This window comes from Rhodococcus sp. ARC_M6 (assembly GCF_022810305.1).
In the GTDB taxonomy this organism is placed as follows: domain Bacteria; phylum Actinomycetota; class Actinomycetes; order Mycobacteriales; family Mycobacteriaceae; genus Rhodococcus_F.
In genome coordinates this window covers 1-22473 of record NZ_JALGQH010000005.1, presented here as the reverse complement: position 1 = coordinate 22473, position 22473 = coordinate 1, and the positions used below count along the sequence as shown (strand labels likewise).

The window sequence follows — 22473 nt, the reverse complement described above, 5'->3', positions numbered from 1 at the left end:
TAATAAAGGCGCACAGTGCTTTATTCACCGGGCTTGCATCGCTACGTCACTTCGCTGATACCGCACGGACTTTCGCGCTCGATATACCTGGCGCATGACAATTACGTCAGTCCTTCGCCCCGCGAGTGACAATCTCGGCCGTGAGGTCACCGCGCCGAGATATTCCCTGATCGTCTCCTCCGACCGCGAGCATCGAGTGGCCGCGCAGCGCCTTCGATACCGAGTGTTTGCCGCCGAGCCCGGATTCTCGATTCCCGTTTCACCTTTCGAACTGGACGTCGACGCGTTCGACGAGTTCTGTGATCACCTTCTGGTCCGAGACAACATCACCGGTGCCTACGTCGGTTGCTACCGGATGCTCACGCCCGACGCCGCAGTCAAAGCGGGTGGGTATTACACCGCAACGGAATTCGACATCTCAGCTCTGGATCCGGTGGGCAACCGCGTGGTCGAGATGGGCCGCGCGTGTGTCGATCCGGAGCATCGCAACGGATCGGTTCTCGGGATCATGTGGTCCGGGATCTTGCAGTACCTCGAACTGACGGGCCACGAATGGGTGATGGGCTGCGTCTCCGTCCCGATCACACCGCAACCTGGTGCCGTGCCGGGTGCCGACGTTCGGGCTGTCCGTGACTACGTGCTGAGCAAACACCCCGGCCCAGTGGATCAGCGGGCAGTTCCTCGCAATCCCGTGGTGCTCGGTGGTCGCACTCTCGACGAGATCGCTGCGCCGGAGCGCCTGACAATGCCGCCCCTGCTCCGCGGATACCTACGGATGGGTGCTGTGATCTGCGGCGAACCGGCCTACGATCCCGCATTCGGGGTAGCGGATTTTGTTGCGCTGCAAGGATTGAAATCAGCGAACACGCGGTACCTCGAGAGGCTTCGATCCGCCGCCACAGTGCAGGAAGGTCTAGTGCGGTGACCCCGTACTGGGTTCCGTCGAGCCCGTGCGGCGACGGGTGTTTGCCGGCAGATCCTGACCGTGTGTCGAGTATCACGATGATGGGTCGCGCGATGTTGGTCGCTGCCGCGTTGATCACGGCGCCGGTGCTCTCGGCGGGCTGGTTGCTACCCAGACACTGGCGAACTCGGATGCAGCGCGCGTACTCGCGAATGCTGCTTCGGTGCCTCGGAATGAAACTGAGCGTCGACGACCAGCGGTTGGGCCGCCCTGAACCGGCCGGGGTGATGGTTGTTGCCGGCCACGTGTCGTGGACGGATGTTCTGGTGGCGAGCGCCGTGGCACCCGCGAATTTCGTGGCCCGAGCGGATTTGCTGGATTGGGCGGTCCTCGGATCGTTGGCGAGGCGGATGCGCGTCGTACCGATCGATCGGGCTCGCCTGCGTGAGCTGCCCGCGGTGGTGAACACCGTCCGTGAGCGTTTGGGCCGTGGTGTGCGCGTCATGGTGTTTCCAGAGGGAACCACGTGGTGCGGGCGGGCATACGGAGGCTTTCGTCCGGCAATGTTCCAGGCGGCGGTCGACTCGCAGTGTCCGGTACAACCCATGGCGATCCGGTACGCGAACGCCGACGGCACGCTGTGTACGGGACCGTCCTTTGTCGGAGCGGAGGCGATCGGTCAGTCCATCGGTCGAATTCTGCGACAGAAGGGCGTCGAGGTGACGGTCCGATTGGCGCCGCTGGAAGAGGCCGGGGAGTGCCGACGGGACCTCGCACAGCGGTGTGAGCGGGCGGTACGCGGCAATCGGGTTATCGACCTGGCCGCTCATGACATTTTTGATCCGGCAGAGACGCACATCACTCCGGCTTCGGCGATGACGGCTTGGTGAGGTAAGCGAGGCTGGGTGAGGCGCAGCGCTGGGCTATCCTGGTCAGGCCATGACTCTGCCGCCTCACAGTGCCCACACCGGATTTCCGGTGTACCTCGATCATGCCGCCACCACACCGATGACGGCAGCTGCTATCGAGGCGATGACCGATACCTTCAAAACCGTGGGCAATGCGTCCTCGCTGCACGGCTCGGGCCGCGCGGCCCGGCGACGCGTCGAGGAATCGCGCGAGTCCATCGCGGCCTGCCTGGGCGCTCGTCCGTCGGAGGTCATCTTCACCTCCGGTGGTACCGAGAGCGACAACCTCGCAGTCAAGGGCATCTTCTGGGCCCGCCGCGACGCAGATCCCAAGCGAAATCGAATCCTTGCGAGCTCAGTGGAACATCATGCTGTTCTCGACGCCGTGGAATGGCTCGAGCAGCACGAGGGCGCCCTTGTCACGTGGCTGCCAGTCGACGCGAATGGTGTCGTAGACCCGCAAACATTGCGCGACGAGCTGTCGGTGCATGCCGACGAGGTTGCGCTGGTGACAGTCATGTGGGCCAACAACGAGGTCGGTTCCATCATGCCGATCCTCGAATTGGCCGAGGTGTCAGCAGAATTCGAGATCCCGATGCACAGCGATGCGGTTCAGGCCGTTGCGCAGCTGCCGGTAGATTTTGCGGCGAGCAAGCTCTCGGCGCTGAGCATTGCCGCGCACAAGTTCGGTGGCCCGCACGGTGTTGGGGCCCTCCTGCTGGGGCGTCAGGTTCCGTGCGTGCCGCTCTTGCATGGTGGTGGACACGAGCGCGATATCCGTTCGGGAACCCCGGATACGGCCGGGGTAGTCGGTATGGCCGCGGCACTCCGCGAGAACACTGCGCACTTCGATTCCAGTGCAAGGGAACTGGCGGAACTGCGTGATCGCTTGATCGATGGCGTTCTGAGGATTCTGCCCGGTTCCATATTGAACGGCCCGACCGGTGCAGATCGCCTCCCCGGCAACGCACACTTCACTTTCCCCGGCTGCGAAGGAGACTCACTACTGATGCTTCTCGACGCCGCGGGCATCGAATGTTCTACCGGTTCGGCCTGCACCGCTGGTGTGGCCCGAGCCAGCCACGTCCTGATCGCTATGGGCGTCGAGTCCGCGACAGCGCGAGGCTCACTGAGATTTTCACTCGGACATACGTCGAGTGTCACCGATGTGGATGCGCTCCTCGCAGCGCTGCCACAAGTAGTAGAGCGCGCCCGTGCTGCCGGTCTTGCCGGCGCCGTGTCGCGTGGAGGGGATCGCTGATGCGAGTACTTGCAGCCATGAGCGGAGGCGTCGACTCCGCAGTTGCCGCCGCCCGCGCAGTTGCCGCAGGCCATGACGTCGTGGGAGTGCATTTGGCATTGTCCACTGCGCCCGGAGCATTGCGTACGGGTTCGCGCGGATGCTGTTCCAAGGAAGACGCCGGAGACGCACGACGCTCCGCCGACGTCCTCGGAATACCGTTCTACGTCTGGGATTTCGCAGATCGCTTCAAAGAAGACGTGATCGACGATTTTGTGGCGTCGTACGCTGCCGGCGAGACACCCAACCCGTGCCTACGATGCAACGAGAAGATCAAGTTCACCGCTCTCGCGGATCGTGCGATCGCCCTCGGATTCGACGCCGTGGCCACCGGCCATTACGCGCGCCTCGAAGACGGAGTCCTGCGCCGCGCGGTCGATCCCGACAAGGATCAGTCGTACGTTCTCGGAGTACTGACGGCCGAGCAGCTTTCGCGCGCGATGTTCCCCATCGGTGACACACCGAAGGAGCAGATCCGCGAAGAGGCTGCCGAGCGCGGACTCGCTGTCGCGAACAAGCCGGACAGCCACGACATCTGCTTCATCCCGACCGGTGACACACGAGCATTTCTCGGCGCCCGGATCGGTGTTCGTCCGGGAAGCGTTGTCGACGCAGACTCCGGTAAGGTCCTCGCCGCGCATGACGGCGTGCACGGATTCACCATCGGTCAGCGCAAGGGGTTGGGCGTCGAAGGCCCGGCAGTGGACGGACGTCCTCGGTACGTGACGTCGATCGAACCCGAAACCGGAACTGTCCGAGTCGGTTCGGCCAAGAATCTGGACGTGTGGGGGATTACCGCCCAGCGTGCGATCTGGACGTCGGGTCAGACGCCCGTCGGGCCGATCGAGTGTACGGTGCAGGTTCGTGCGCACGGCGGATTGGCAAAGGCGGTTGCCGAGGCCGTCGACGGTGGCATCACTATTTCACTGCGTGAACCGTTGACCGGAGTTGCCAAGGGTCAGGCCGTGGTTCTCTACCGCCCCGACAGTGAACTGGGCGACGAGGTTCTCGGCAGCGGCACCATCGCCGGAACCGAATCGGAACCGAACACACTGTGACGCAGCCGGTTTCCATCGGTGGCCTCGTCACCGGAATCGGATCCTGGCCGGGCACGGATGCCCGCGAAAGCGCTGCCACGATTCTCGGTGAGCTGGGCGGCTTTCCGCACCTGGTGGAACTACCGGCTCGCGGACTCGGCGCCGACATGGTCGGCCGGACCGGCGGGATTCTCGTCGACATCAACCTCGACGCGTCGACGCGGTCCTATCGCGTCGTGCCGCGTCGTGGAAACATTGCAAAGCGTTCCGAAGACTTTTTGAACCAGGATCTGGATGCCCTCGAGGAAGCCTGGGAAAACGCCAGGTTGGTCGGCGCTGATCACGTGATCAAGCTGCAAGCCGCGGGCCCGCTGACGCTCGGCGCCGAGCTCGAGGTTGCGAACGGCTCACGCGTATTGGTTGACCGTGGCGCACTGCGCGACATCGCCGAATCTCTCGGCGAGGGCCTGGCCCGTCACGCCGCCGAAGTGACCCGGCGGACCGGTGCCCGCGTGATCATTCAACTCGACGAACCACAGATGACCGCCGTTCTGGCCGGATCACTGCCCGGACGTACGAAGATGGAAAGCGTTCCGGCACTTCCGGAGCCGGAGGCTTTGGCGATTCTGGACTCGGCAATCGAAGGCTGTGGACTGCCGACCATGGTGCATAGCTGCAGCGCTGATCTTCCGTGGGATCTACTGCGACGTAGCAAGGCTTTTTCCGTCAGTTTCGACCTGTCTCTGATTTCGTCGAAGGACCTCGACGGCATCGGTCAATTGTTCGACGCGGGTAAGCAACTGGCGCTCGGACTGGTCCCCACCGCGGAGCCCGAGCGGCCGGTTACGTGGAAAGAATGCGCAATGCCGGCGGTGACGCTGATCGATCGCCTCGGATTTTCGCGGGAACTTCTCCAGACCCAGGTAGCTGTGACGCCGCGCTGTGGGCTGGCAGGGGCGGGCCTCGAGTGGTCGCGTTCCGCGCTGCGCCTGTGCAGCGATGCCGGCGCGGCGATGGCGGACGATCCGTCAGCTTTCTGACGCGTGTGCGCTGTGTCGGTGTGAACCGATAATCTTCTTCCGTGAGTGAAACCGCAGAAGGAACCTTGCAGCCTGCGCCCAACGAGGCGCGCGAGAAGTGGGCGCTACTGGCTGATGAAGTCCGTCAGAACCAGTTCCGCTACTACGTTCGTGATGCGCCGGTCATTTCGGACGGCGAGTTCGACGCTTTGCTCGGCGAGCTCAACGCTCTCGAAGAGCAGTATCCGGACCTGCGTACCCCTGATTCGCCGACGCAGTTGGTGGGCGGCGGTTTCACCACGGATTTCACGTCCGTCGATCACCTCGAGCGGATGCTCAGTCTCGACAACGTCTTCGACGAGTCCGAATTGCGCGGCTGGGTCGCCAAGGTCGAGCAGGAAACCGGACCGGATTTGCATTACCTCTGTGAGGTCAAGATCGACGGTGTGGCACTCAACCTTCTCTACGAGAACGGCAAGCTCGTACGTGCTGCCACTCGCGGCGACGGCCGTACCGGTGAACTGGTCACACTCAATGCACTCACGATCAACGACATCCCGGAGTACCTCACCGCCTCCGACGAGTACCCGATTCCCAGCCTCCTCGAAGTGCGCGGCGAGGTGTTCTTCCGCCTCGAAGACTTCGCGGCACTCAATGCGTCGCTGGTCGCGGAAGGCAAGCCGCCCTTCGCGAACCCCCGTAACTCCGCAGCCGGATCGCTACGGCAGAAGAACCCGGCGGTCACCGCGCGTCGACGCCTCGGCATGATCTGTCACGGTTTCGGTCGCCTGGAGGGCTTCGAGCCGGCTTCGCAGTACGACGCCTATGTAGCGCTCGCCGCGTGGGGTCTTCCGGTGTCCACACACACGACGCGTGTGGTCGGTGCGGACGCCGTGGTCGAGAAGATGAAGTACTGGGGTGAGCATCGTCACGACGTCGAGCATGAAATCGACGGTCTGGTGGTCAAGGTCGACGAGATGTCACTACATCGCAGGCTCGGCACCACTTCTCGGGCGCCGCGCTGGGCAATCGCGTTCAAGTATCCGCCCGAGGAGGTCACGACCAAGCTCCTCGATATTCGCGTCAGCGTCGGCCGCACCGGCCGTGTGACGCCCTTCGCGTACATGGAACCGGTCACGGTTGCCGGTTCCACTGTGTCGTTGGCCACGCTGCACAACGGTTCCGAGGTCAAGCGTAAAGGTGTGCTGATCGGTGACACCGTGGTGTTGCGTAAGGCCGGCGACGTCATTCCCGAGGTACTGGGTCCGGTCGTCGACGTTCGGGACGGGACCGAGCGTGAGTTCGTCATGCCGACACAGTGTCCCGAGTGTGGCACGGAGTTGGCGCCGGCCAAGGAAGGCGACGTCGACGTGCGTTGCCCCAATCAGCGGTATTGCCCCGCGCAGCTACGCGAGCGTGTTTTCCACGTTGCCGGCCGCGGTGCTTTCGACATCGAGGTGCTCGGATACGAGGCCGCAGCCGGGCTCCTCGAGGCAAAAGCCATCGAGGACGAAGGCGATCTCTTTTCGCTCGACGCAGACACACTGATCGACGTTCCGATCTTCCGGACCAATGCCGGAGCCTTGTCTGCCAACGGAAAACGCTTGCTGGCCAACCTGGACTCGGCGAAAGACAAGCCGTTGTGGAGAGTGCTTGTGGCACTGTCGATTCGGCACGTCGGTCCTACCGCTGCGCGAGCACTGGCGGGGGAATTCGGTTCGCTGCAACGCATTCGGGAAGCATCGATGGATCAGCTGGCAGCTGTCGACGGGGTCGGTTCCACGATCGCCGCCGCGGTTGTCGAGTGGTTCACCGTGGATTGGCATCAGCAGATCGTCGACAAGTGGGCGGCCGCCGGAGTTCGCATGGAAGACGAGCGCGACGATTCCATTCCGCGCAACCTCGAAGGACTCTCGATCGTGGTCACCGGTTCTCTCGACACGTTCTCGCGCGATCAGGCGAAGGAAGCAATTCTCGTGCGCGGCGGCAAAGCGGCCGGGTCGGTATCGAAGAAAACTGCATTCGTCGTTGTCGGTGAAGCGCCCGGTTCCAAGCATGACAAGGCAGTCGAATTGGGTGTGCCAGTACTCGACGAGGATGGTTTCCGGAGATTGCTCGAGGGCGGTCCCGACGCCGTCGCACCTACCGAATTGGATGAGTAGGACAGGCGTCCTGCGATTTCCGAGTTCGGCACGATGGGTGCGATAGTGACGCCATGATCGAGATTCGTGAAGTTTTCCCCAATGAGTTCGAGACCGTCGGGGAACTGACTGTGCAGGCGTACGTCGGTGGCGGATTTGTCGACGAAGGGTCACCGTACGTAGAGAGTCTGCGCGACACGGCAACTCGGGCCGAGCAGGGCCGGGTCCTGGTTGCGCTTCTCGGAGATCGTGTTGTCGGATCGCTCACACTGGCCGAACCCGGAACGCCGTTTGCGGACGTCGCGCAAACCGGCGAACTCGAATTCCGCATGCTGGCAGTCTCACCCGATGCCCGCGGCACGGGCGCGGGCACCGCGTTGGTGCGTGCCGTGATCGCCGAGGCCTACGACCGCGGAGATCAATCGGTGGTCATGTCGACCCAACCCGAAATGGTCGATGCGCGTCGTATCTACGATCGCAACGGCTTTGTCCCCGACCCGGAGCGGGACTGGGAACCGCTCAAGGGCATGGAACTGACTGTGCTGGTACGCGAACTGGTCTGAACGGCTGGAACGGTTCAGCCCAGGACGGTTGCGATGATCCCGGCGAGATAGCCCAGACGCGCAATTTCCGACGGCCGGAATTCCGGTCCGCCGGGGCGTCCGAGCATCAGAACTCGTCCGTCGCTGCCCAAAGGCGCAGCGGCGAGAGTGGTGTCCATAGTGCGCCAGACCTCGGGCACCCAGTCGGCTTGACCGTCGAGCGCGGTGGGCTTCTCCAAGGGCATCCACGGGATGTCGGTGGCATGGGTTTCGGGTGCACCCGAGCTCCCGACCACACGATAGGCGCCTTGCGGACCGAGATCGGCAATGACGCACCAGCCCACCCGAAGTACGCGCGGGGCGCCGTCCACCAGAACTTGAAGTCGGTCGTCCTTGGCGGTGGCCACGGAGTCGATCAGTTCGAGTTCGCGGTGTGTGTCGAGAATTCCGGCATACGGACGGATCGAATCGACCGTCACATCCGGCAGGTGCTCGGCCGCCGTGATCAGTGTGTCGGGGAGTGCCCCTGGTTCGACGTCGACAACAAGGTCGTCGATCGCAAAACCGTCGCCTCGCTCCACGACGTCGAGGGAGAGGATGTCGGCTCCGACGGAACCCAGCGCGACGGCGAGTGCGCCGAGGCTACCGGGACGGTCGGGCAGACTGACGCGGAGCAGGTACGACACGTTCGTCCCTTTCGCTTTCGGTTCACGCCCGAGCCGTGACGGCCCGCGCAGTAGTCATCTTTGCACTTGTCACACGCACTGTGGTGAGCGCCGTGGCGCTGTCACACCAGCAGTACACGGTTGTGACGCGGCCGAAACAATTCGCCTGATTCGCAGCGTGGCGCGGGACACCCTGGGCGCGACTACAGGTCTCCGGGCCCGAGGAACTAGGCTGGACCGGCAATGTTTACGTCCTCTTCCGAAAGGGGCCCCGCGGTGCCTGCCATCTCCCGTGACGAGGTCGCGCACCTCGCGCGGCTGTCCAGACTCGCCCTGTCCGACGCCGAACTCGACGAGTTCGCCGGCCAGTTGGATTCGATTCTCAACCACGTCAAGGTGGTCACCGAGGTTGTCGCCGACGATGTTCCGCCAATGGCGAACCCCAACGCCGTCACCAACGTCACTCGTCCGGACGTCATCGTGCCGGGCTTGACCCCCGAGCAGGCGTTGTCCGGTGCACCCGCAGTCGAACAGGATCGCTTCGCGGTTCCGCAGATCCTTGGAGAAGGCGAATGACCGACCTGACCACGCTGGACGCCTCAGTTCTGGCCGAGAAGATTCATTCGCGTGAGGTCTCCTCCGTAGAGGTCACCCAGGCGCATCTCGATCGCATCAGTGCCGTCGACTCCGAGTACCACGCCTTCCTGCACGTTGCGGGCGAGCAGGCACTCGAAGCTGCGGCAGCGGTCGACACCTCGTTGGCGGCCGGAAACGCACCCGCGTCGGCGCTCGCCGGTGTCCCGATCGCCCTCAAGGACATCTTCACCACGACGGATATGCCGACGACCTGTGCGTCCAAGATCCTCGAAGGCTGGGTAGCACCGTACGACGCAACCCTGACGACCAAGCTGCGTGCCGCCGGAATTCCGATCCTCGGCAAGACCAACCTCGACGAGTTCGCGATGGGTTCGTCCACCGAGAACTCCGCGTACGGTCCGACGCGTAACCCGTGGGACGTCACTCGTATCCCCGGCGGCTCGGGCGGCGGCAGTGCTGCAGCACTCGCATCGCGTCAGGCTCCGCTGGCCATCGGCACCGATACCGGCGGATCCATCCGTCAGCCGGCCGCCGTCACCGCAACCGTGGGCACCAAGCCGACGTACGGAACCGTTTCACGATTCGGCCTCATCGCCTGCGCGTCGTCGCTGGATCAGGGCGGCCCCTGTGGCCGTACGGTTCTCGATACTGCGCTGCTGCACGAGGTCATCGCCGGACACGATCCGCGCGACTCCACGTCCATCGACGCACCCGTGCGCCCGGTTGTCGCGGCTGCCCGTGAAGGCGCTCACGGCGACCTGCGCGGCGTGAAGGTCGGCGTCGTCAAGGAACTGCACTCCGACAGCTATCAGTCCGGCGTCATCGCATCCTTCGACGCCGCAGTGGAGCAGCTCAAGGCTCTCGGTGCTGAGGTTGTCGAGGTCTCGTGCCCCAGCTTCGAGTACGCGCTCGCGTCGTACTACCTGGTGCTGCCCAGTGAGGTTTCTTCCAACCTCGCTCGCTTCGATGCCATGCGTTACGGCATGCGCGTCGACGACGGCAACATGAGCGCCGACCAGGTCATGGCAGCCACCCGCGCCGCAGGCTTCGGTCCAGAGGTCAAGCGTCGCATCATGATCGGCACCTACGCACTGTCTTCGGGCTACTACGACGCCTACTACGGCTCGGCTCTGAAGGTTCGTACGTTGATTGCCCGCGATTTCGACAAGGCCTACGAGGACGTCGACGTTCTGGTCTCGCCGACCAGCCCGTTCACCCCGTGGAAGCTGGGGGAGAAGGTCAACGATCCGTTGGCGATGTACCTTTCCGACCTCTGCACCCTTCCGACCAACTTGGCCGGGCATTGCGCGATGTCGGTTCCTTCGGGACTCTCGGCTGACGACAACCTGCCGGTGGGCTTGCAGATCATGGCTCCGGCCATGGCTGACGAGCGTCTGTACCGCGTCGGTGCGGCATACGAAGCAGCTCGCGGCCTGATCGGTACCGCAGTCTGATTATTGTTGTGCGCCTTTATTGACCCCCCGCGGTTAATAAAGGCGCACAGCTGTTTCAGGAGCAGGACGCCAATTCGGTACCTTGCTGTGTTCCGTAGCGGTGGCCGTGTCCGGCCGGGACATCGAGCGAGACGAGCATGTCGATGCTTGTTTGCAGGAAGCTGACCACCGGAATCCATGGCGGGGTTGGAGCGTCCGCAGCTGCTCGACTGAGGTCGGGGCGCTGCGTGACAAGGTCAGGTGACCACCACACCACCGGGTCGGAAGTATTTGCGAGAACGGTCACACCATCCAATGCCGTTGCGCCGGCCGGTGGTCCGGCCCAGAGAACATCGCAGGGTTCAGTTGGATTCGCGGCCGCGAGAGCGGCACTGCCGCCCACTGCGCCGAGGCTCTGTCCGTAGAGAAAAAGATCTGGTCGCTCGGTCACCGGCATCGCGGCAATGTGTGTGCCGACAGCAGTGAACAGCGCCCGAGCAGATCCCTCGGCGTCGCTGCGCTGGAACAGAAATGCTGCCCAACTGGGTGCGGCGGAGTACTGCTGGCCGACTATCGCGACGTTGCCCCCGAACCGCTGCTCGATGCCGTCGACAGCGTGGGTGTCGATCCACCCGGAACCGGTGGGAATGGCCACCACTACTGCCTCGCGATGGAATCCGCCGACCCGATCGAGTTCGTCGACTGCGAGAGCCGCACGCGCCGAGGCGTCCGGTGCAGAATCCAAGTCGGCATACACACGTACCGAGTCAGTTCCGGACGCAAGAAACTTTTGCCCTTCGGACATCGGCGACTGAGATGCTGTGGTGTGGACGACTTCTGCAGGACTGATGCTCCCGACGGCAAGATGGAGTCCGAAGACAAACAGTGCCGCAGTTGTGACGGCTCTGGCAAAACCCAGACGGTGCAGGAGTTTTCGGCTTCCCGAGACCGCCAGGCCGAGAATCAATACGGTGAGTGCAGCGATACATCCGGCTTCGACCCAGTACAGGATTCCGATCGGCGGGACGCTCATCGCTGCCCGAAGTGAGTTCTGCCACCCGGCAGCGGCAAGGGTCGCGACGGCGGTTACGGCTGCCCCCACACCGAATGCACCTAGGCGCCAGGATCGTTCGTCGAATCGGGCTTTGGCGCGCTCCGGTGTCACCTTGCGGGTGATGCCCGAGAGCGCCCACATCACCAGGAGTCCCACCGCGACGAGCAGTCCACTGAACGCCCCTTGGAGCATTGCCGATCTCGGGAGTAGTCCGGGGGCAAGTGACACGACGGACATCGAAGCCGCCGCTAGTGAGGTAGAGATGCGTGGTACTGCCAGCGTGGAGATTCGGACGAGGACAGAAGACTGTGATGCATGCAGAACGCTCATGCTGCAACCGCTTTCGTCGGCCGGAAGACGTTGTTCGACGAATCGAGCCGCCGTGAACGCACGAAGCTGAAAGCGAGAACTGATGCGCCCAGAACGCCGGCAGTGCCGTACTCGAGCCCGGATTCCTTCACCGGTGTCAGATAGTTCTGACGCCACGAGTTCCCATTGACCGCAGTAGCGGCGATGTCGGCCATCGAAAAGCAATAGGACCGGGAGGCGGGAGAAACCCGACCGTAGCAGGCCTCGTGCATCCGTCGATCAAGTTGGCCGTCGAGAGCCTGACGCGCCCAGGGGCCGAGTTCGGCGCCGTGAGAATGTGCGTAACGCAAGAGGTCGTAGCCGAGATCGTGTGCTTTGCAGGCCGAATCGAACTCGCCGGGTAGCGGGATCGGTGACGAGCAATCGCCGTTCGGATTGGCGAGGTGCCCGTCGACGACGACGGGGGAGTAGCCGGAGAACTCGGCAAAGTCTGCCGGCAGGGTGGCCACACCATCCGTTGTCACTGTCGCAACGGCTTGCGCCGCAGCGTCGTTCTCTTGATGGGTAGCCCGCGCGATAGTCGATCCCGCCGTCAACATCATGGTTGCGGCTGCTGCTAGCGCCAGTGTTGCTCGTGTAATCCGCATGGTGACGACGCTATGAGCGGGCAGTCCGCGTCGACATCGCTCCGCAGTGTGGTTTGTCCGAAGGTGAAAGGGTGAGTTATTCGACCGCTCTGATACTTCGGAGGTAGGCGTATCTCACTCTGCAGTATGACGACTTTCGGCGCGACACTTCCTAGGCTTGACGGGTGATCACGGTCAGAAGGAACAGAGCGAGCCAGACCTCGAAGCGCGTCGCGGCGGCAACCAGAAGGATGACGCGCGATCAGTTCTGGAATCTGGGAATCATCGTGGTGACGCTCATTCTTTTCACCATCGCGTGGCCGACCCTGCACCTCACGCATGTGGTTGCGCCGCCGATTCAGCCGTTCATTGCTGCATTGGCCGCGTTTCCGTTTGTGTTGATCCGGTTGAATCCCGCTCTGGGGTGGGCAATCTCAGCAGTATCTGCGTTGGTCATTCCGCATGTGTTCGACCTGCAGATCGGCTATGAGTATCCGTGGCAGGTTGTGCACATCCTCGTCATTCTGGCGCTGCTCACGGCGGTGAGCCTGACCGCGCCGTTGCAGGTTGTCGGGGTGGCAGCAGTGTCGACTGCTCTACTGTTTTTGGCGGAGACACCCGGAAGCGACGGTGCCGGTTGGGCGGTCGGTCTGACCGCGCTCGTGGTCTTCTGCCTGCTGATTCGCCGACTCGTGGCATCGCGTCGACAGTTGGCCGAGCAGGAAGAGGTCAGTGAACTCGAACGCACACGCCGAACTGTGTTGGAGGAGAAGGCCCGCATCGCTCGGGATCTGCACGACATCGTCGCCCACCACATGTCGATGGTGGTGGTGCAAGCGCAAAGTGCGCCTTACCGTCTCGCCGACGTGACTCCGGAGATTCGGGCAGAGTTCGATTCGATCGGTGAGACCGGGCGAGCCGCACTCAACGAGATCCGCGGATTATTGGGCGTCCTCCGTAGTGACGGCGAAACCGCGCAGACGGCACCGCAACCGGGTGTCGATCAGCTCGACGAGCTTGTGGCGGGAAGCTCCCGCGCCGGTATTCCGTTGTCGTGGAACATCAACGGGGACCGCTCGAGAGTATCGGAGTCGACGGGTCTGGTGGTGTATCGAATTCTTCAGGAGTCGATCACCAACGCCGCGAGGCACGCACCGGGCGCGCCGATCGATGTGGCGGTGTCTTTCGGTCCTACCTCGGTGAGTATCCGGGTGGATAACGAGATCACGGCGGGGAGGGCTCCAGTAGTGCAGGAAACCACAGGCGGCAACGGAATCCGGGGAATGCGAGAGCGCGCTGCGGCAGTCGGCGGCACACTCTTGACACACGAGCGAGACGACGGAGGGTTCGAGGTCCGAGCCGAGTTGCCGGTGACCCCGGCCTAGGCTGTCGGAGTGCCCATCACAGTGTTCATTGCCGACGACCAAGCGATGGTTCGACAAGGGTTCGGAGCCCTCCTCTCCGCACAACCGGATATCAGCGTGATCGGTGACGCACCGAACGGCAAGGTAGCAGTCGCCGAAGTCGCGAGGTTGCGCCCGGATGTGGTGCTGATGGACGTTCGCATGCCGGAGATGAACGGACTCGATGCCGCGCGTCTCATCCTTGCCGCCGGTGGGGAACCGCCGGTTCGAGTTCTCATGCTCACCACGTTCGACATCGACGACTACGTCTACGAAGCCCTCAGCCTCGGTGCAAGCGGTTTCATGCTCAAGGACGCACCGGCCGAGGAACTCATCCGGGCGGTCCGGGTGGTTGCCGATGGCCAGGCCCTGTTGGCGCCGACGGTCACCCGCAGGCTCATTGCCGACGTGACCAGTCGTCGTGCGACCCCTCGAACCCGCCCGGCGGCACTCGACGCGTTGACGCCGCGCGAACGCGAAGTGCTCGAATTGATCGCTCGCGGATTGTCCAACACGGAGATCGCGGAAAAGTTGTTCGTTGCGGAACAGACGGTCAAAACGCATGTCGGCAAGGTCCTTTCGAAACTCGACCTGAGAGATCGCGCACAGGCTGTCGTGCTGGCATACGAAAGTGGCCTCGTTACGCCGCGATAGCCTGCAGCGACGTGGCCGCTGGGGGAAGATGGAACTGCACGGGTTTCACAATCAGTCAATGCGAGAGGTGCAGTCACAATGCGAATCGGAGTACTCACAGGTGGCGGTGACTGCCCGGGATTGAACGCAGTGATCAGGGCTGTCGTGCGGACGTCAGCGGGTCGGTACGGGAGTTCGGTTGTCGGATTCCGTGACGGTTGGCGGGGACTTCTCGAAGATCGCAAGGTTCCACTGGCCGCGGACGATCGCATCGACCGCATCCTGACGCGTGGTGGAACCATTCTCGGCACCGCACGCGTCAATCCCGATAAATTGCGCGCCGGGCTCGATCAGATCAAGCAGACCCTCGACGACAACGGGATCGACGTCCTGATCCCCATCGGCGGCGAGGGAACCCTGACGGCGGCAAGTTGGCTGTCGGACAGCGGCGTGCCAGTCATCGGTGTTCCCAAGACAATCGACAACGATATCGACTGCACCGACGTCACTTTCGGCTTCGACACTGCGCTTGCCGTTGCCACCGATGCCATCGACCGCCTCCACACGACGGCGGAATCGCATCAGCGCGTCATGCTCGTCGAGGTTATGGGCCGCCATGCCGGTTGGATCGCTCTGCAGGCCGGTTTGGCTTCCGGTGCACACCTGACCCTGGTTCCGGAGCAGCCGTTCGACGTCGACGAAGTGTGCGCGATGGTCAAGAAGCGATTCCAACGCGGCGATTCCCACTTCATCTGCGTCGTAGCGGAGGGTGCGATGCCCGATCCGGCGTCGATGACTCTGCGCGAAGGTGGCATCGACGAGTTCGGGCACAAGATTTTCACCGGCGTCGCTCAGCAGCTGGGCAACGAGATCGAGCGTCGGATCGGCAAGGAAGTTCGGACGACGGTTCTCGGTCATATTCAGCGCGGCGGCACCCCGACACCACACGATCGCATCCTCGCGACACGCTTCGGAGTCCACGCCACCGACGCTGCTCATCGTGGTGATTTCGGGAATATGGTGGCCCTGCACGGCACGTCGATCGACCTGGTTCCGCTCGAGGAGGCGACCCGTCGGCTCAAGACTGTGCCCAAGGAGCGATACGAGGAGGCAGCCGCATTCTTCGGCTGAGCGTCCGGCGCATAAACTAGTAGCCATGACTGCTGTCGATGCGCCCGACATCCTCGATTACGACGAAGTGCTGACCAAGTACGAGCCTGTGATGGGTATGGAGGTGCACGTAGAACTCGGCACCGCTACCAAGATGTTCTGCCCGTGCCCCACCGAGTTCGGTGCCGAACCCAACACCCAGGTATGCCCCGTCTGCCTGGGCCTGCCCGGATCCATGCCGGTGGTCAATGCCGCCGCCGTGGAGTCCGCCATCCGGATCGGCCTTGCGCTCAACTGCTCGATCACCCCGTGGGGTCGATTCGCGCGCAAGAACTACTTCTACCCGGATCAGCCGAAGAACTACCAGATCTCGCAGTACGACGAGCCGATTGCCACCGAGGGCTACCTCGACGTTCTGCTCGACGACGGCACCACCTGGCGAGTTGACATCGAGCGCGCCCACATGGAAGAGGACACCGGTAAGTCCCTCCATGTGGGTGGCGCAACCGGCCGAATCCACGGTGCCAGTCACTCTCTGCTCGACTACAACCGTGCCGGTGTTCCGTTGGTGGAAATCGTCACCAAGACCATCCATGGAGCCGGCGAGCGCGCCCCCGAAGTTGCCCGCGCGTACGTCACGGCACTGCGCGATCTGCTGAAGTCCCTCGACGTCTCCGACGTTCGCATGGACCAGGGTTCGATGCGTTGCGACGCCAACATTTCGCTGATGCCGATCGGCGCGACCGAATTGGGAACTCGCACCGAGACCAAGAACGTCAACTCGCTCAAGAGTGTTGAGGTCGCGGTTCGCTACGAGATGCGTCGTCAGGCGGCGGTACTCGACGCCGGCGGCGAGATCATCCAGGAAACCCGGCACTTCCAGGAAGCCGACGGCACAACCTCCGCTGGCCGCCGCAAGGAGACAGCAGAGGACTACCGCTACTTCCCGGAGCCGGACCTCGAACCTGTTGCACCCAGCCCAGAGTGGGTCGAAGAACTGCGCGGAACCCTTCCCGAGCTTCCGTGGATCCGCCGTGCGCGTATCCAGAAGGACTGGGGAATTTCCGACGAGGTCATGCGTGACCTCGTCAACGCCGGTGCAATTGATCTGGTGATCGCCACCACCGAAGCCGGCGCGTCGCCTGAAGCTGCACGCTCCTGGTGGCTGTCATACCTGTCCCAGCAGGCTAACGCTCGCGGCGTCGAACTCGGCGCACTGCCGATCACGCCGACGCAGGTCGCTCAGGTTGTGGCACTGATTGACAGTGGCAAGCTCAACAACAAGGTTGCCCGCCAGGTTGTCGATCATGTTCTCGACGGTGAGGGTGATCCGGAGCAGGTTGTTGCGGCGCATCCGGAGTTGGTTGTCGAGCGCGACGAAACCAAGCTCAAGGCAGCTGTCGACGAGGCCCTGGCCGCCAACCCCGATATCGCGGACAAGATCCGTAGCGGCAAGGTTCAGGCCGCCGGAAAGATCGTCGGCGACGTCATGAAGGCCACTCGTGGACAGGCCGACGCAGCACGCGTCAAGGAACTTGTCATCGAGGCTTGCAGCTAGTCCTCGCACACATAGTTTGATGCCCGGTCGATTCAATTCGACCGGGCATCAATGCTTTTCAGTCGATGCCGCCGCCTCCGCTCGGCCCGTCAGTCGATGCCGCCGCCTCCGCTCGGCCCGTCAGTCGATGCCGCCGCCTCCGCTCGGCATGGGAATCTTCACTACCCTGTCGTCGTTGGGGCCAGGTTCGCCCGCGGTCTTGTTGATGGTGCTCACCCACAGCAACCCGTCTGATCCGACGGCCAGGCCGCCGAGTTGACCGTACGTATCCTTGGCAACCGTCCCCGGGGCAGCGGTGATAGCTCCCGTTCCGGGATCGGACGCGAGCGACGAGACTGCTTTACCGGCGCCGAGTGCTACCGCCACGACTCCTCGGGCGGCTACACACCCACCCACTCCCGGACGGTCCGGCCATGTCCACGCCGGCGCCGTGACGATTCCGTCGGTGCCCACACGTTGGAGACGGTCTTCGAGTGCGGTGCGATCGGTGACCCACGTCGCGATCCCGGGATCGACACAGACGCCTCCGCCGTTCCCGATTCCCGACAACACGACCTCGGGGCGCGGCGGAGTCGGCGACGGACTCAACGACCGCACTCGAAGCAACTTTCCGGCCAGGGATCCGGGATCTGTTGCCGCAGCAGGATTTCCGGTATCTCCCGTCAATATCATCAATTGATCGGGTGCCGCAAATTCGAGTGATCCGCCGTTGCCGTTGGCGCCGCGCGGAATTCCGCCGAGAACTTCCTTGGCGGAGTCTCCCGGGGCGATTCGGACTACCCGATTGTCGGTGCCCGTCGTGACGTACGCGTAGATCAGATTGTCTTCGACGAAGGTGGGGGACAGTGCGATGTCGAGAAGCCCTCCGTCGCCACTGCCGTCGACGTCGATCTTGGCCACCTCGACGGGCGTCTGCCCCGGGGCGACCTGCATGATTCGGCCGGTCCGGCGTTCGGCAACCAGGCCTGAGTTTCCGTCGGGCAGGGTGAGGAGCCCACCGGTGGTGTCGAGACACGTCGCGATGACGGACGGGTCTGGGTCCTGGCACGGACCGAGGGGGCCGGATGGCGGCTTTGGCGTCTCGGTTGTCGCCGGCGGAGGATTTTGTGGTTGGACGTCGACAACGGATTGCTGGACAGGCTCTGGGGTGAACGGGGTGGTTGTCGACTCGTCGAATTGCGCACAACCACCCAGAAGGACGGTGGTCATTGTCACGGCACATGCAATCGACGTTCTGCGCCCACCCGTAGTCATGGGGAAGACGTTACGTAACAGATGGCATGTCTCGCCACGCCGGAGTAGCTTCCCCGACGAGTTCACGAAACGGACTTAGGCTCACCAACGTGACTGACGAGCGGAAAGACCCCAGCGAAGTTCCTGAAACGGACACAGCGTTGGGCAAAGTATCGAGTCCTTACGATCTCCCCACCGAAAAATTTCCGACGGTGAGCGCCAGGAATCCCTTGCCGCGTACCGACGACGAATTGGAGTTCGGGTCGGCGAATGCAAATTCCGTGACCGAACAGCTTCCGACCTATCGTGCTCCGGGTGCTGACAAGCAGACCGAGGTGCTCAGTCGTGATCCCGCCTACGAGATATCGGCTGATCAGGTTCCGGTCGCTGATCCGGTGCCGGTAGTCAGCGACTCGTCGGACTTGTCGACCGGACGTGGAACGCTCGATCTGGGCCTGCTGGTGCTCCGTCTGGCGGTCGGTGGGACGGCATTGGTGCACGGACTTCAGAAGCTGACCGGTATCTGGAACGGTCCGGGTCTGGGCGGCTTCGAAACGATGTTGGCCGACGCCGGGTTCGAGCAGGCAAAATTGCTCGCGATCCTCGGTGCGGTCGGCGAGGTGGCCGGCGGCGCGCTGCTCATCTTGGGCCTGCTGACTCCGGTAGCGGCCGCGTCGATTCTGGCCGTGATGATCAATGCCTGGGCCTTGCGTCAGGCGAGTGCGCCCGGACTCGAGTATTTTGCACCGGAAGGTACCGAGTACGAGATGCTGCTGGGTATCTGTGCTGGAGTCATCATCTTGACCGGTCCCGGCCTTCTGTCCTTGGACGGACGTCGTGGGTGGGCAAGGAGGCCGTACGTCGGGTCGCTGGTGGTCCTCGTTCTCGGCATTGCGGCGGGTGTGTGCACGTGGATCTTCCTGAACGGTGCCAATCCGCTGATCTGATCGTGTGACTGGTTCACAACAGAACCGCCGCCCTCCATCAAGGAAGGCGGCGGTTCTTTTGTCAGTGGGCAGTGTCAGTCTTTGACAAGCACTGGTGCGGCGTTCGCCGACGGGATGACTGTCCCGTCCTTGATCTTGCGGCCGAGTACCGACTTGCGGTGTCCGTACAAGAAGTAGACGACAACGCCGATCGCCATCCAGACGATGAATCGGATCCAGGTCTCGACCGAGAGGTTGAGCATCAGCCAACCGCAGGCGAGAACGGCAAGAATCGGAACGAACGGCACCCACGGCACGCGGAATCCACGCGGCAGATCGGGGCGGGTGCGGCGCAGGACGATGACGCCGATGCAGACGAGTACGAATGCGAACAGTGTGCCGATGTTCACCATTTCTTCGAGCGTTCCCATGGGGAAGAACGCTGCGAGCACGGCGACGACGCCGCCGACGATGAGAGTAATGCGAACCGGGACGCCCTTGTCGTTGGTCTTGGCCAGCTTGCGGGGCATGAGGCCGTCACGCGACATCGCGAACAACACTCGCGTTTGGCCGAGCATCATCACCATGACGACGGTGGTCAGGCCGGCCAGGCCGCCGAAGTTGATGGCAGTTTGGGCCCAACCGATCCCGTTGGCCTCGAAGGCAGTGGCCAGCGTGGCACTGGAATCGCCGACCAGCGGGCTGCCGTCCTTCAATTCCGTGTACTTGACCATTCCGGTGAGCACCAGGGTCACCGCGACGTACAGGACGGTCACAATCGCGAGGGATCCGAAGATTCCGCGGGGCAGGGCTTTCTGGGGATCCTTTGTCTCCTCGGCGGTGGTTGCGACGACGTCGAACCCGATGAAGGCAAAGAACACCAGGCTGGCTGCGGCCAGCAGGCCGTAGGCGCCGTAGCTACTGCCACCGGCACCGGTGAGCCAGGAGAACAGGGTCTGATGGATTCCACTTGCCGAGCTGTCAGCGCCTTCGGCCGGCGGGATGAAGGGAGAGTAGTTCTCCTTCTTGATGTAGAACGAGCCGACGATGATGACCAGGAGTACTACGGCAATCTTGATCGCGGTGATGACTGCGGAGACGCGGGAGGAAACCTTGGTTCCGATGGCGAGGATGGTTGTGATGGCCGCGATGATGAGCAGCGCGCCCCAGTCGAAACTGATCGGTCCGAGGTGTGCGGTGGTACTGCCACTTGCTCCGATGACATTGCCTAGATAGAGCGACCAACCCTTGCCGACAACGGCCGCGGCGAGCGCGAATTCGAGGATGAGGTCCCAGCCGATAATCCAGGCAGCGAACTCCCCGAAGGTTGCGTACGAAAATGTGTATGCACTACCGGCGACGGGAACAGTCGACGCGAACTCGGCGTAACAGAGGGCTGCGAGCGCGCAGGCGATGGCGGCGAGGACAAACGCGAGCGAGATGGACGGGCCGGCAACGTTGCCTGCAGTTCTGGCGGTGAGCGTGAAGATACCTGCGCCGATGACGACGGCGACACCGAAGACCGTCAGGTCTTTCGCAGTCAGTTCCTTTTTGAGCTTTGTCTCAGGCTCGTCGGTGTCCGCGATCGATTGCTCGACGGATTTGGTGCGCCATATGCCGACTCCGGGCATGTATTGCTCCTTGGTTGATTCCCGGCGACCTCGTGGGGGCCGGGAGGTGGCTGACTGTTGTCGAATGTGATGTGGGTCTCAACGACCTGCTGAGGGAACCATTGGTGAGCGCAGTGCGCAAGTCGAGACGACTGAACTGACTGAAATGATCACTTTTCGTTCTGCGGGACTCCAATAGGTATCTGATTTGCTCAGCTGCGTCGTGCACACTACGGCAGGGTGAGTCCACTCACCTATTTCACCTTTGGGGGTGTCTGAAATGTCTGGCGTGCCAGGTTGTTTCACTGATCCGAGCTGCGCCGGGGCGCTCAATTTTTCGTACCTGTCGGTCGGTCCTGCTATTGACTGGTAATCAAACGCGACGTCAGCGTCGGCTCGGCCAAAAGGAGATCTTGATGATGGTCACCCACCTCGACACACTGCACGGTCTTCCGGCATTTGATTTTCCCAACCCGTCAGCATCGGGCGGCGCGTTGCCTGACGCCGACGCCGTAGCCTGGCGAATCTCGGTGGAATCGTATGCCGATGACGCGGAGCATTTCACCGACGCCTGGGCGAGGTTCGTGGAGACGGTGGACCTGTCGGCGATCCAGGCGTTGATCATCGGTCAGTGGGGAAAATTGTACGAGGCCGACTCGTCGTCGATCGTGGAACTGATTGTCGGACAACAAGAACGGTTGACGTCATTGCGCGCGCTGTTTCTTGCCGACATCACGCAAGAGCAGCAGGAGATCTCTTGGATTCAGCAATCCGACGTCACTCCGATTCTCGCGGCGTTTCCGAGGTTGGTCGAATTGGGGATTCGCGGCGGGACCGAATTGCAGTTTCCCCCCGGCAGGACATGCTTGTCTGCGCCGTTTGACCATTGAATCGGCCGCGGCGTCGCCACCGTAAGCATCTCGGCTTGCGGAACAGTGAGATTCAGGACGCTGTTGTGCACGCTGTAGTGGCAGCCCCGCTCCTTGCCCGGTTGCGCACCCTGGATCTGTCGTTGGGCGTTCTCACCGACGACGGTGCTGCGGCGCTCCTCGCCAGCCGTCGGTTCGCCCATCTCGACTCACTTGATCTACACCACCACTTTCTTTCCGATGCCGTAGTCGCAGACCTGACGCAGCACTGCGCCGAATTAACGGTTCACGTCGACTTGTCGGAGCAGATGTCGCCGGACGCGTGCGACGGCGAGGTTTGGCGGTGTGTTGCCGTCACCGAGTAGATAATTCAGGTTTGTGGTGCGGAGACAAGAAGGTCCCCAGCCGCAGGCGTGAACTGGTCCCCGGAAGTTGGACTGGCCAAATAAGAGCCTAAGCCACCAGGGCTTGAACCCGGTATTGCACCGGGCTCAGGCCCTGGAGCTTTGTGGAGATGCGTTCATGGTTGTACCAGTGGATGTAATCGTGCAGCGCCGTAGCCAACGCATCGATGCTGAGGTATCGGACATGATGGA

At 62.8% G+C, this 22473-nt stretch carries 22 protein-coding genes; 16 read left to right on the top strand and 6 right to left on the bottom strand.

The window, feature by feature from the left end; all coding sequences use genetic code 11:
* The first annotated feature begins 94 nt into the window (after nt 1-94).
* From MTX36_RS08335 to MTX36_RS08305, 7 genes are all read left to right on the top strand, one after another.
* Nucleotides 95-925 (top strand): GNAT family N-acetyltransferase, encoded by an 831-nt coding sequence (locus MTX36_RS08335; RefSeq protein ID WP_243619263.1) that lies wholly within the window; start codon nt 95-97, stop codon nt 923-925.
* Between the two features lie 62 nt (nt 926-987).
* Nucleotides 988-1794 carry a 1-acyl-sn-glycerol-3-phosphate acyltransferase gene (locus tag MTX36_RS08330; protein ID WP_243619262.1) on the top strand — a complete coding sequence of 269 codons (807 nt, stop codon included), beginning with the start codon at nt 988-990 and terminating at the stop codon, nt 1792-1794.
* A 49-nt stretch (nt 1795-1843) separates the two neighbouring features.
* Nucleotides 1844-3073: a cysteine desulfurase family protein gene (locus MTX36_RS08325; RefSeq protein WP_243619261.1), complete on the top strand. Its 1230-nt coding sequence runs from the start codon at nt 1844-1846 to the stop codon at nt 3071-3073.
* On the top strand, nt 3073-4170 hold the full coding sequence (mnmA, locus tag MTX36_RS08320) for a tRNA 2-thiouridine(34) synthase MnmA (protein WP_243619260.1): 1098 nt from the start codon (nt 3073-3075) through the stop codon (nt 4168-4170). The genes MTX36_RS08325 and mnmA overlap by 1 nt, the downstream gene beginning before the upstream one ends.
* The gene (locus tag MTX36_RS08315; RefSeq protein WP_243619259.1) at nt 4167-5189 is read left to right on the top strand and encodes a methionine synthase; all 1023 of its coding nucleotides are present in this window, start codon (nt 4167-4169) and stop codon (nt 5187-5189) included. The genes mnmA and MTX36_RS08315 overlap by 4 nt, the downstream gene beginning before the upstream one ends.
* A 41-nt stretch (nt 5190-5230) precedes the next feature.
* A complete protein-coding gene (gene ligA / locus MTX36_RS08310) occupies nt 5231-7330 on the top strand; it encodes an NAD-dependent DNA ligase LigA (protein ID WP_243619257.1) in 2100 nt (699 codons plus the stop codon).
* Nucleotides 7331-7383: 53 nt separating this feature from the next.
* Nucleotides 7384-7872, top strand: a complete 489-nt coding sequence (locus MTX36_RS08305) for a GNAT family N-acetyltransferase (RefSeq protein WP_243619256.1) — start codon at nt 7384-7386, stop codon at nt 7870-7872.
* A 14-nt stretch (nt 7873-7886) separates the two neighbouring features.
* On the opposite strand, the gene MTX36_RS08300 is transcribed toward MTX36_RS08305, so the two are convergent.
* A complete protein-coding gene (locus tag MTX36_RS08300) occupies nt 7887-8537 on the bottom strand; it encodes an ACT domain-containing protein (protein ID WP_243619254.1) in 651 nt (216 codons plus the stop codon).
* Nucleotides 8538-8792: 255 nt separating this feature from the next.
* On the opposite strand from MTX36_RS08300, the gene gatC reads away from it, so the two are divergent.
* Complete coding sequence (gene gatC, locus MTX36_RS08295; RefSeq protein WP_243619253.1) at nt 8793-9092, top strand: Asp-tRNA(Asn)/Glu-tRNA(Gln) amidotransferase subunit GatC; 300 nt, start codon at nt 8793-8795, stop codon at nt 9090-9092.
* Nucleotides 9089-10567: an Asp-tRNA(Asn)/Glu-tRNA(Gln) amidotransferase subunit GatA gene (gene gatA, locus MTX36_RS08290; protein WP_243619252.1), complete on the top strand. Its 1479-nt coding sequence runs from the start codon at nt 9089-9091 to the stop codon at nt 10565-10567. The genes gatC and gatA overlap by 4 nt, the downstream gene beginning before the upstream one ends.
* Before the next feature lie 55 nt (nt 10568-10622).
* Here the strand turns inward: gatA and MTX36_RS08285 are convergent, their stop codons facing one another.
* A complete protein-coding gene (locus tag MTX36_RS08285) occupies nt 10623-11930 on the bottom strand; it encodes an alpha/beta-hydrolase family protein (protein WP_243619250.1) in 1308 nt (435 codons plus the stop codon).
* Nucleotides 11927-12556, bottom strand: coding sequence for a hypothetical protein (locus MTX36_RS08280; RefSeq protein WP_243619249.1), 630 nt, complete (start codon nt 12554-12556; stop codon nt 11927-11929). Before MTX36_RS08280 ends, MTX36_RS08285 begins: the two co-directional genes overlap by 4 nt.
* 230 nt (nt 12557-12786) lie before the next feature.
* On the opposite strand from MTX36_RS08280, the gene MTX36_RS08275 reads away from it, so the two are divergent.
* The 4 genes from MTX36_RS08275 to gatB all read left to right on the top strand — a co-directional run bounded on the left by MTX36_RS08275 (nt 12787) and on the right by gatB (nt 17239).
* Complete coding sequence (locus MTX36_RS08275; RefSeq protein WP_243619248.1) at nt 12787-13920, top strand: sensor histidine kinase; 1134 nt, start codon at nt 12787-12789, stop codon at nt 13918-13920.
* A gap of 9 nt (nt 13921-13929) precedes the next feature.
* Nucleotides 13930-14592, top strand: coding sequence for a response regulator transcription factor (locus MTX36_RS08270; protein WP_243619247.1), 663 nt, complete (start codon nt 13930-13932; stop codon nt 14590-14592).
* A 78-nt stretch (nt 14593-14670) separates the two neighbouring features.
* Nucleotides 14671-15702: an ATP-dependent 6-phosphofructokinase gene (locus MTX36_RS08265; protein WP_094272231.1), complete on the top strand. Its 1032-nt coding sequence runs from the start codon at nt 14671-14673 to the stop codon at nt 15700-15702.
* Between the two features lie 25 nt (nt 15703-15727).
* Nucleotides 15728-17239: an Asp-tRNA(Asn)/Glu-tRNA(Gln) amidotransferase subunit GatB gene (gene gatB, locus MTX36_RS08260; RefSeq protein WP_243619246.1), complete on the top strand. Its 1512-nt coding sequence runs from the start codon at nt 15728-15730 to the stop codon at nt 17237-17239.
* 120 nt (nt 17240-17359) lie between these two features.
* Here gatB and MTX36_RS08255 read toward each other — a convergent pair whose 3' ends face one another.
* A complete protein-coding gene (locus MTX36_RS08255; protein WP_243619245.1) occupies nt 17360-18493 on the bottom strand; it encodes a sorbosone dehydrogenase family protein in 1134 nt (377 codons plus the stop codon).
* An 89-nt stretch (nt 18494-18582) separates the two neighbouring features.
* On the opposite strand from MTX36_RS08255, the gene MTX36_RS08250 reads away from it, so the two are divergent.
* A complete protein-coding gene (locus tag MTX36_RS08250) occupies nt 18583-19419 on the top strand; it encodes a DoxX family protein (protein ID WP_243619244.1) in 837 nt (278 codons plus the stop codon).
* Nucleotides 19420-19493: 74 nt separating this feature from the next.
* Here the strand turns inward: MTX36_RS08250 and MTX36_RS08245 are convergent, their stop codons facing one another.
* Nucleotides 19494-21029, bottom strand: coding sequence for an amino acid permease (locus MTX36_RS08245; protein ID WP_243619243.1), 1536 nt, complete (start codon nt 21027-21029; stop codon nt 19494-19496).
* A 395-nt stretch (nt 21030-21424) separates the two neighbouring features.
* On the opposite strand from MTX36_RS08245, the gene MTX36_RS08240 reads away from it, so the two are divergent.
* Nucleotides 21425-21898 carry a hypothetical protein gene (locus tag MTX36_RS08240; RefSeq protein ID WP_243619242.1) on the top strand — a complete coding sequence of 158 codons (474 nt, stop codon included), beginning with the start codon at nt 21425-21427 and terminating at the stop codon, nt 21896-21898.
* Nucleotides 21899-21933: 35 nt separating this feature from the next.
* The gene (locus MTX36_RS08235) at nt 21934-22242 is read left to right on the top strand and encodes a hypothetical protein (RefSeq protein WP_243619241.1); all 309 of its coding nucleotides are present in this window, start codon (nt 21934-21936) and stop codon (nt 22240-22242) included.
* An 88-nt stretch (nt 22243-22330) separates the two neighbouring features.
* Here the strand turns inward: MTX36_RS08235 and MTX36_RS08230 are convergent, their stop codons facing one another.
* Nucleotides 22331-22450 (bottom strand): IS3 family transposase, encoded by a 120-nt coding sequence (locus tag MTX36_RS08230; protein ID WP_374230455.1) that lies wholly within the window; start codon nt 22448-22450, stop codon nt 22331-22333.
* Between the last annotated feature and the right edge of the window lie 23 nt (nt 22451-22473).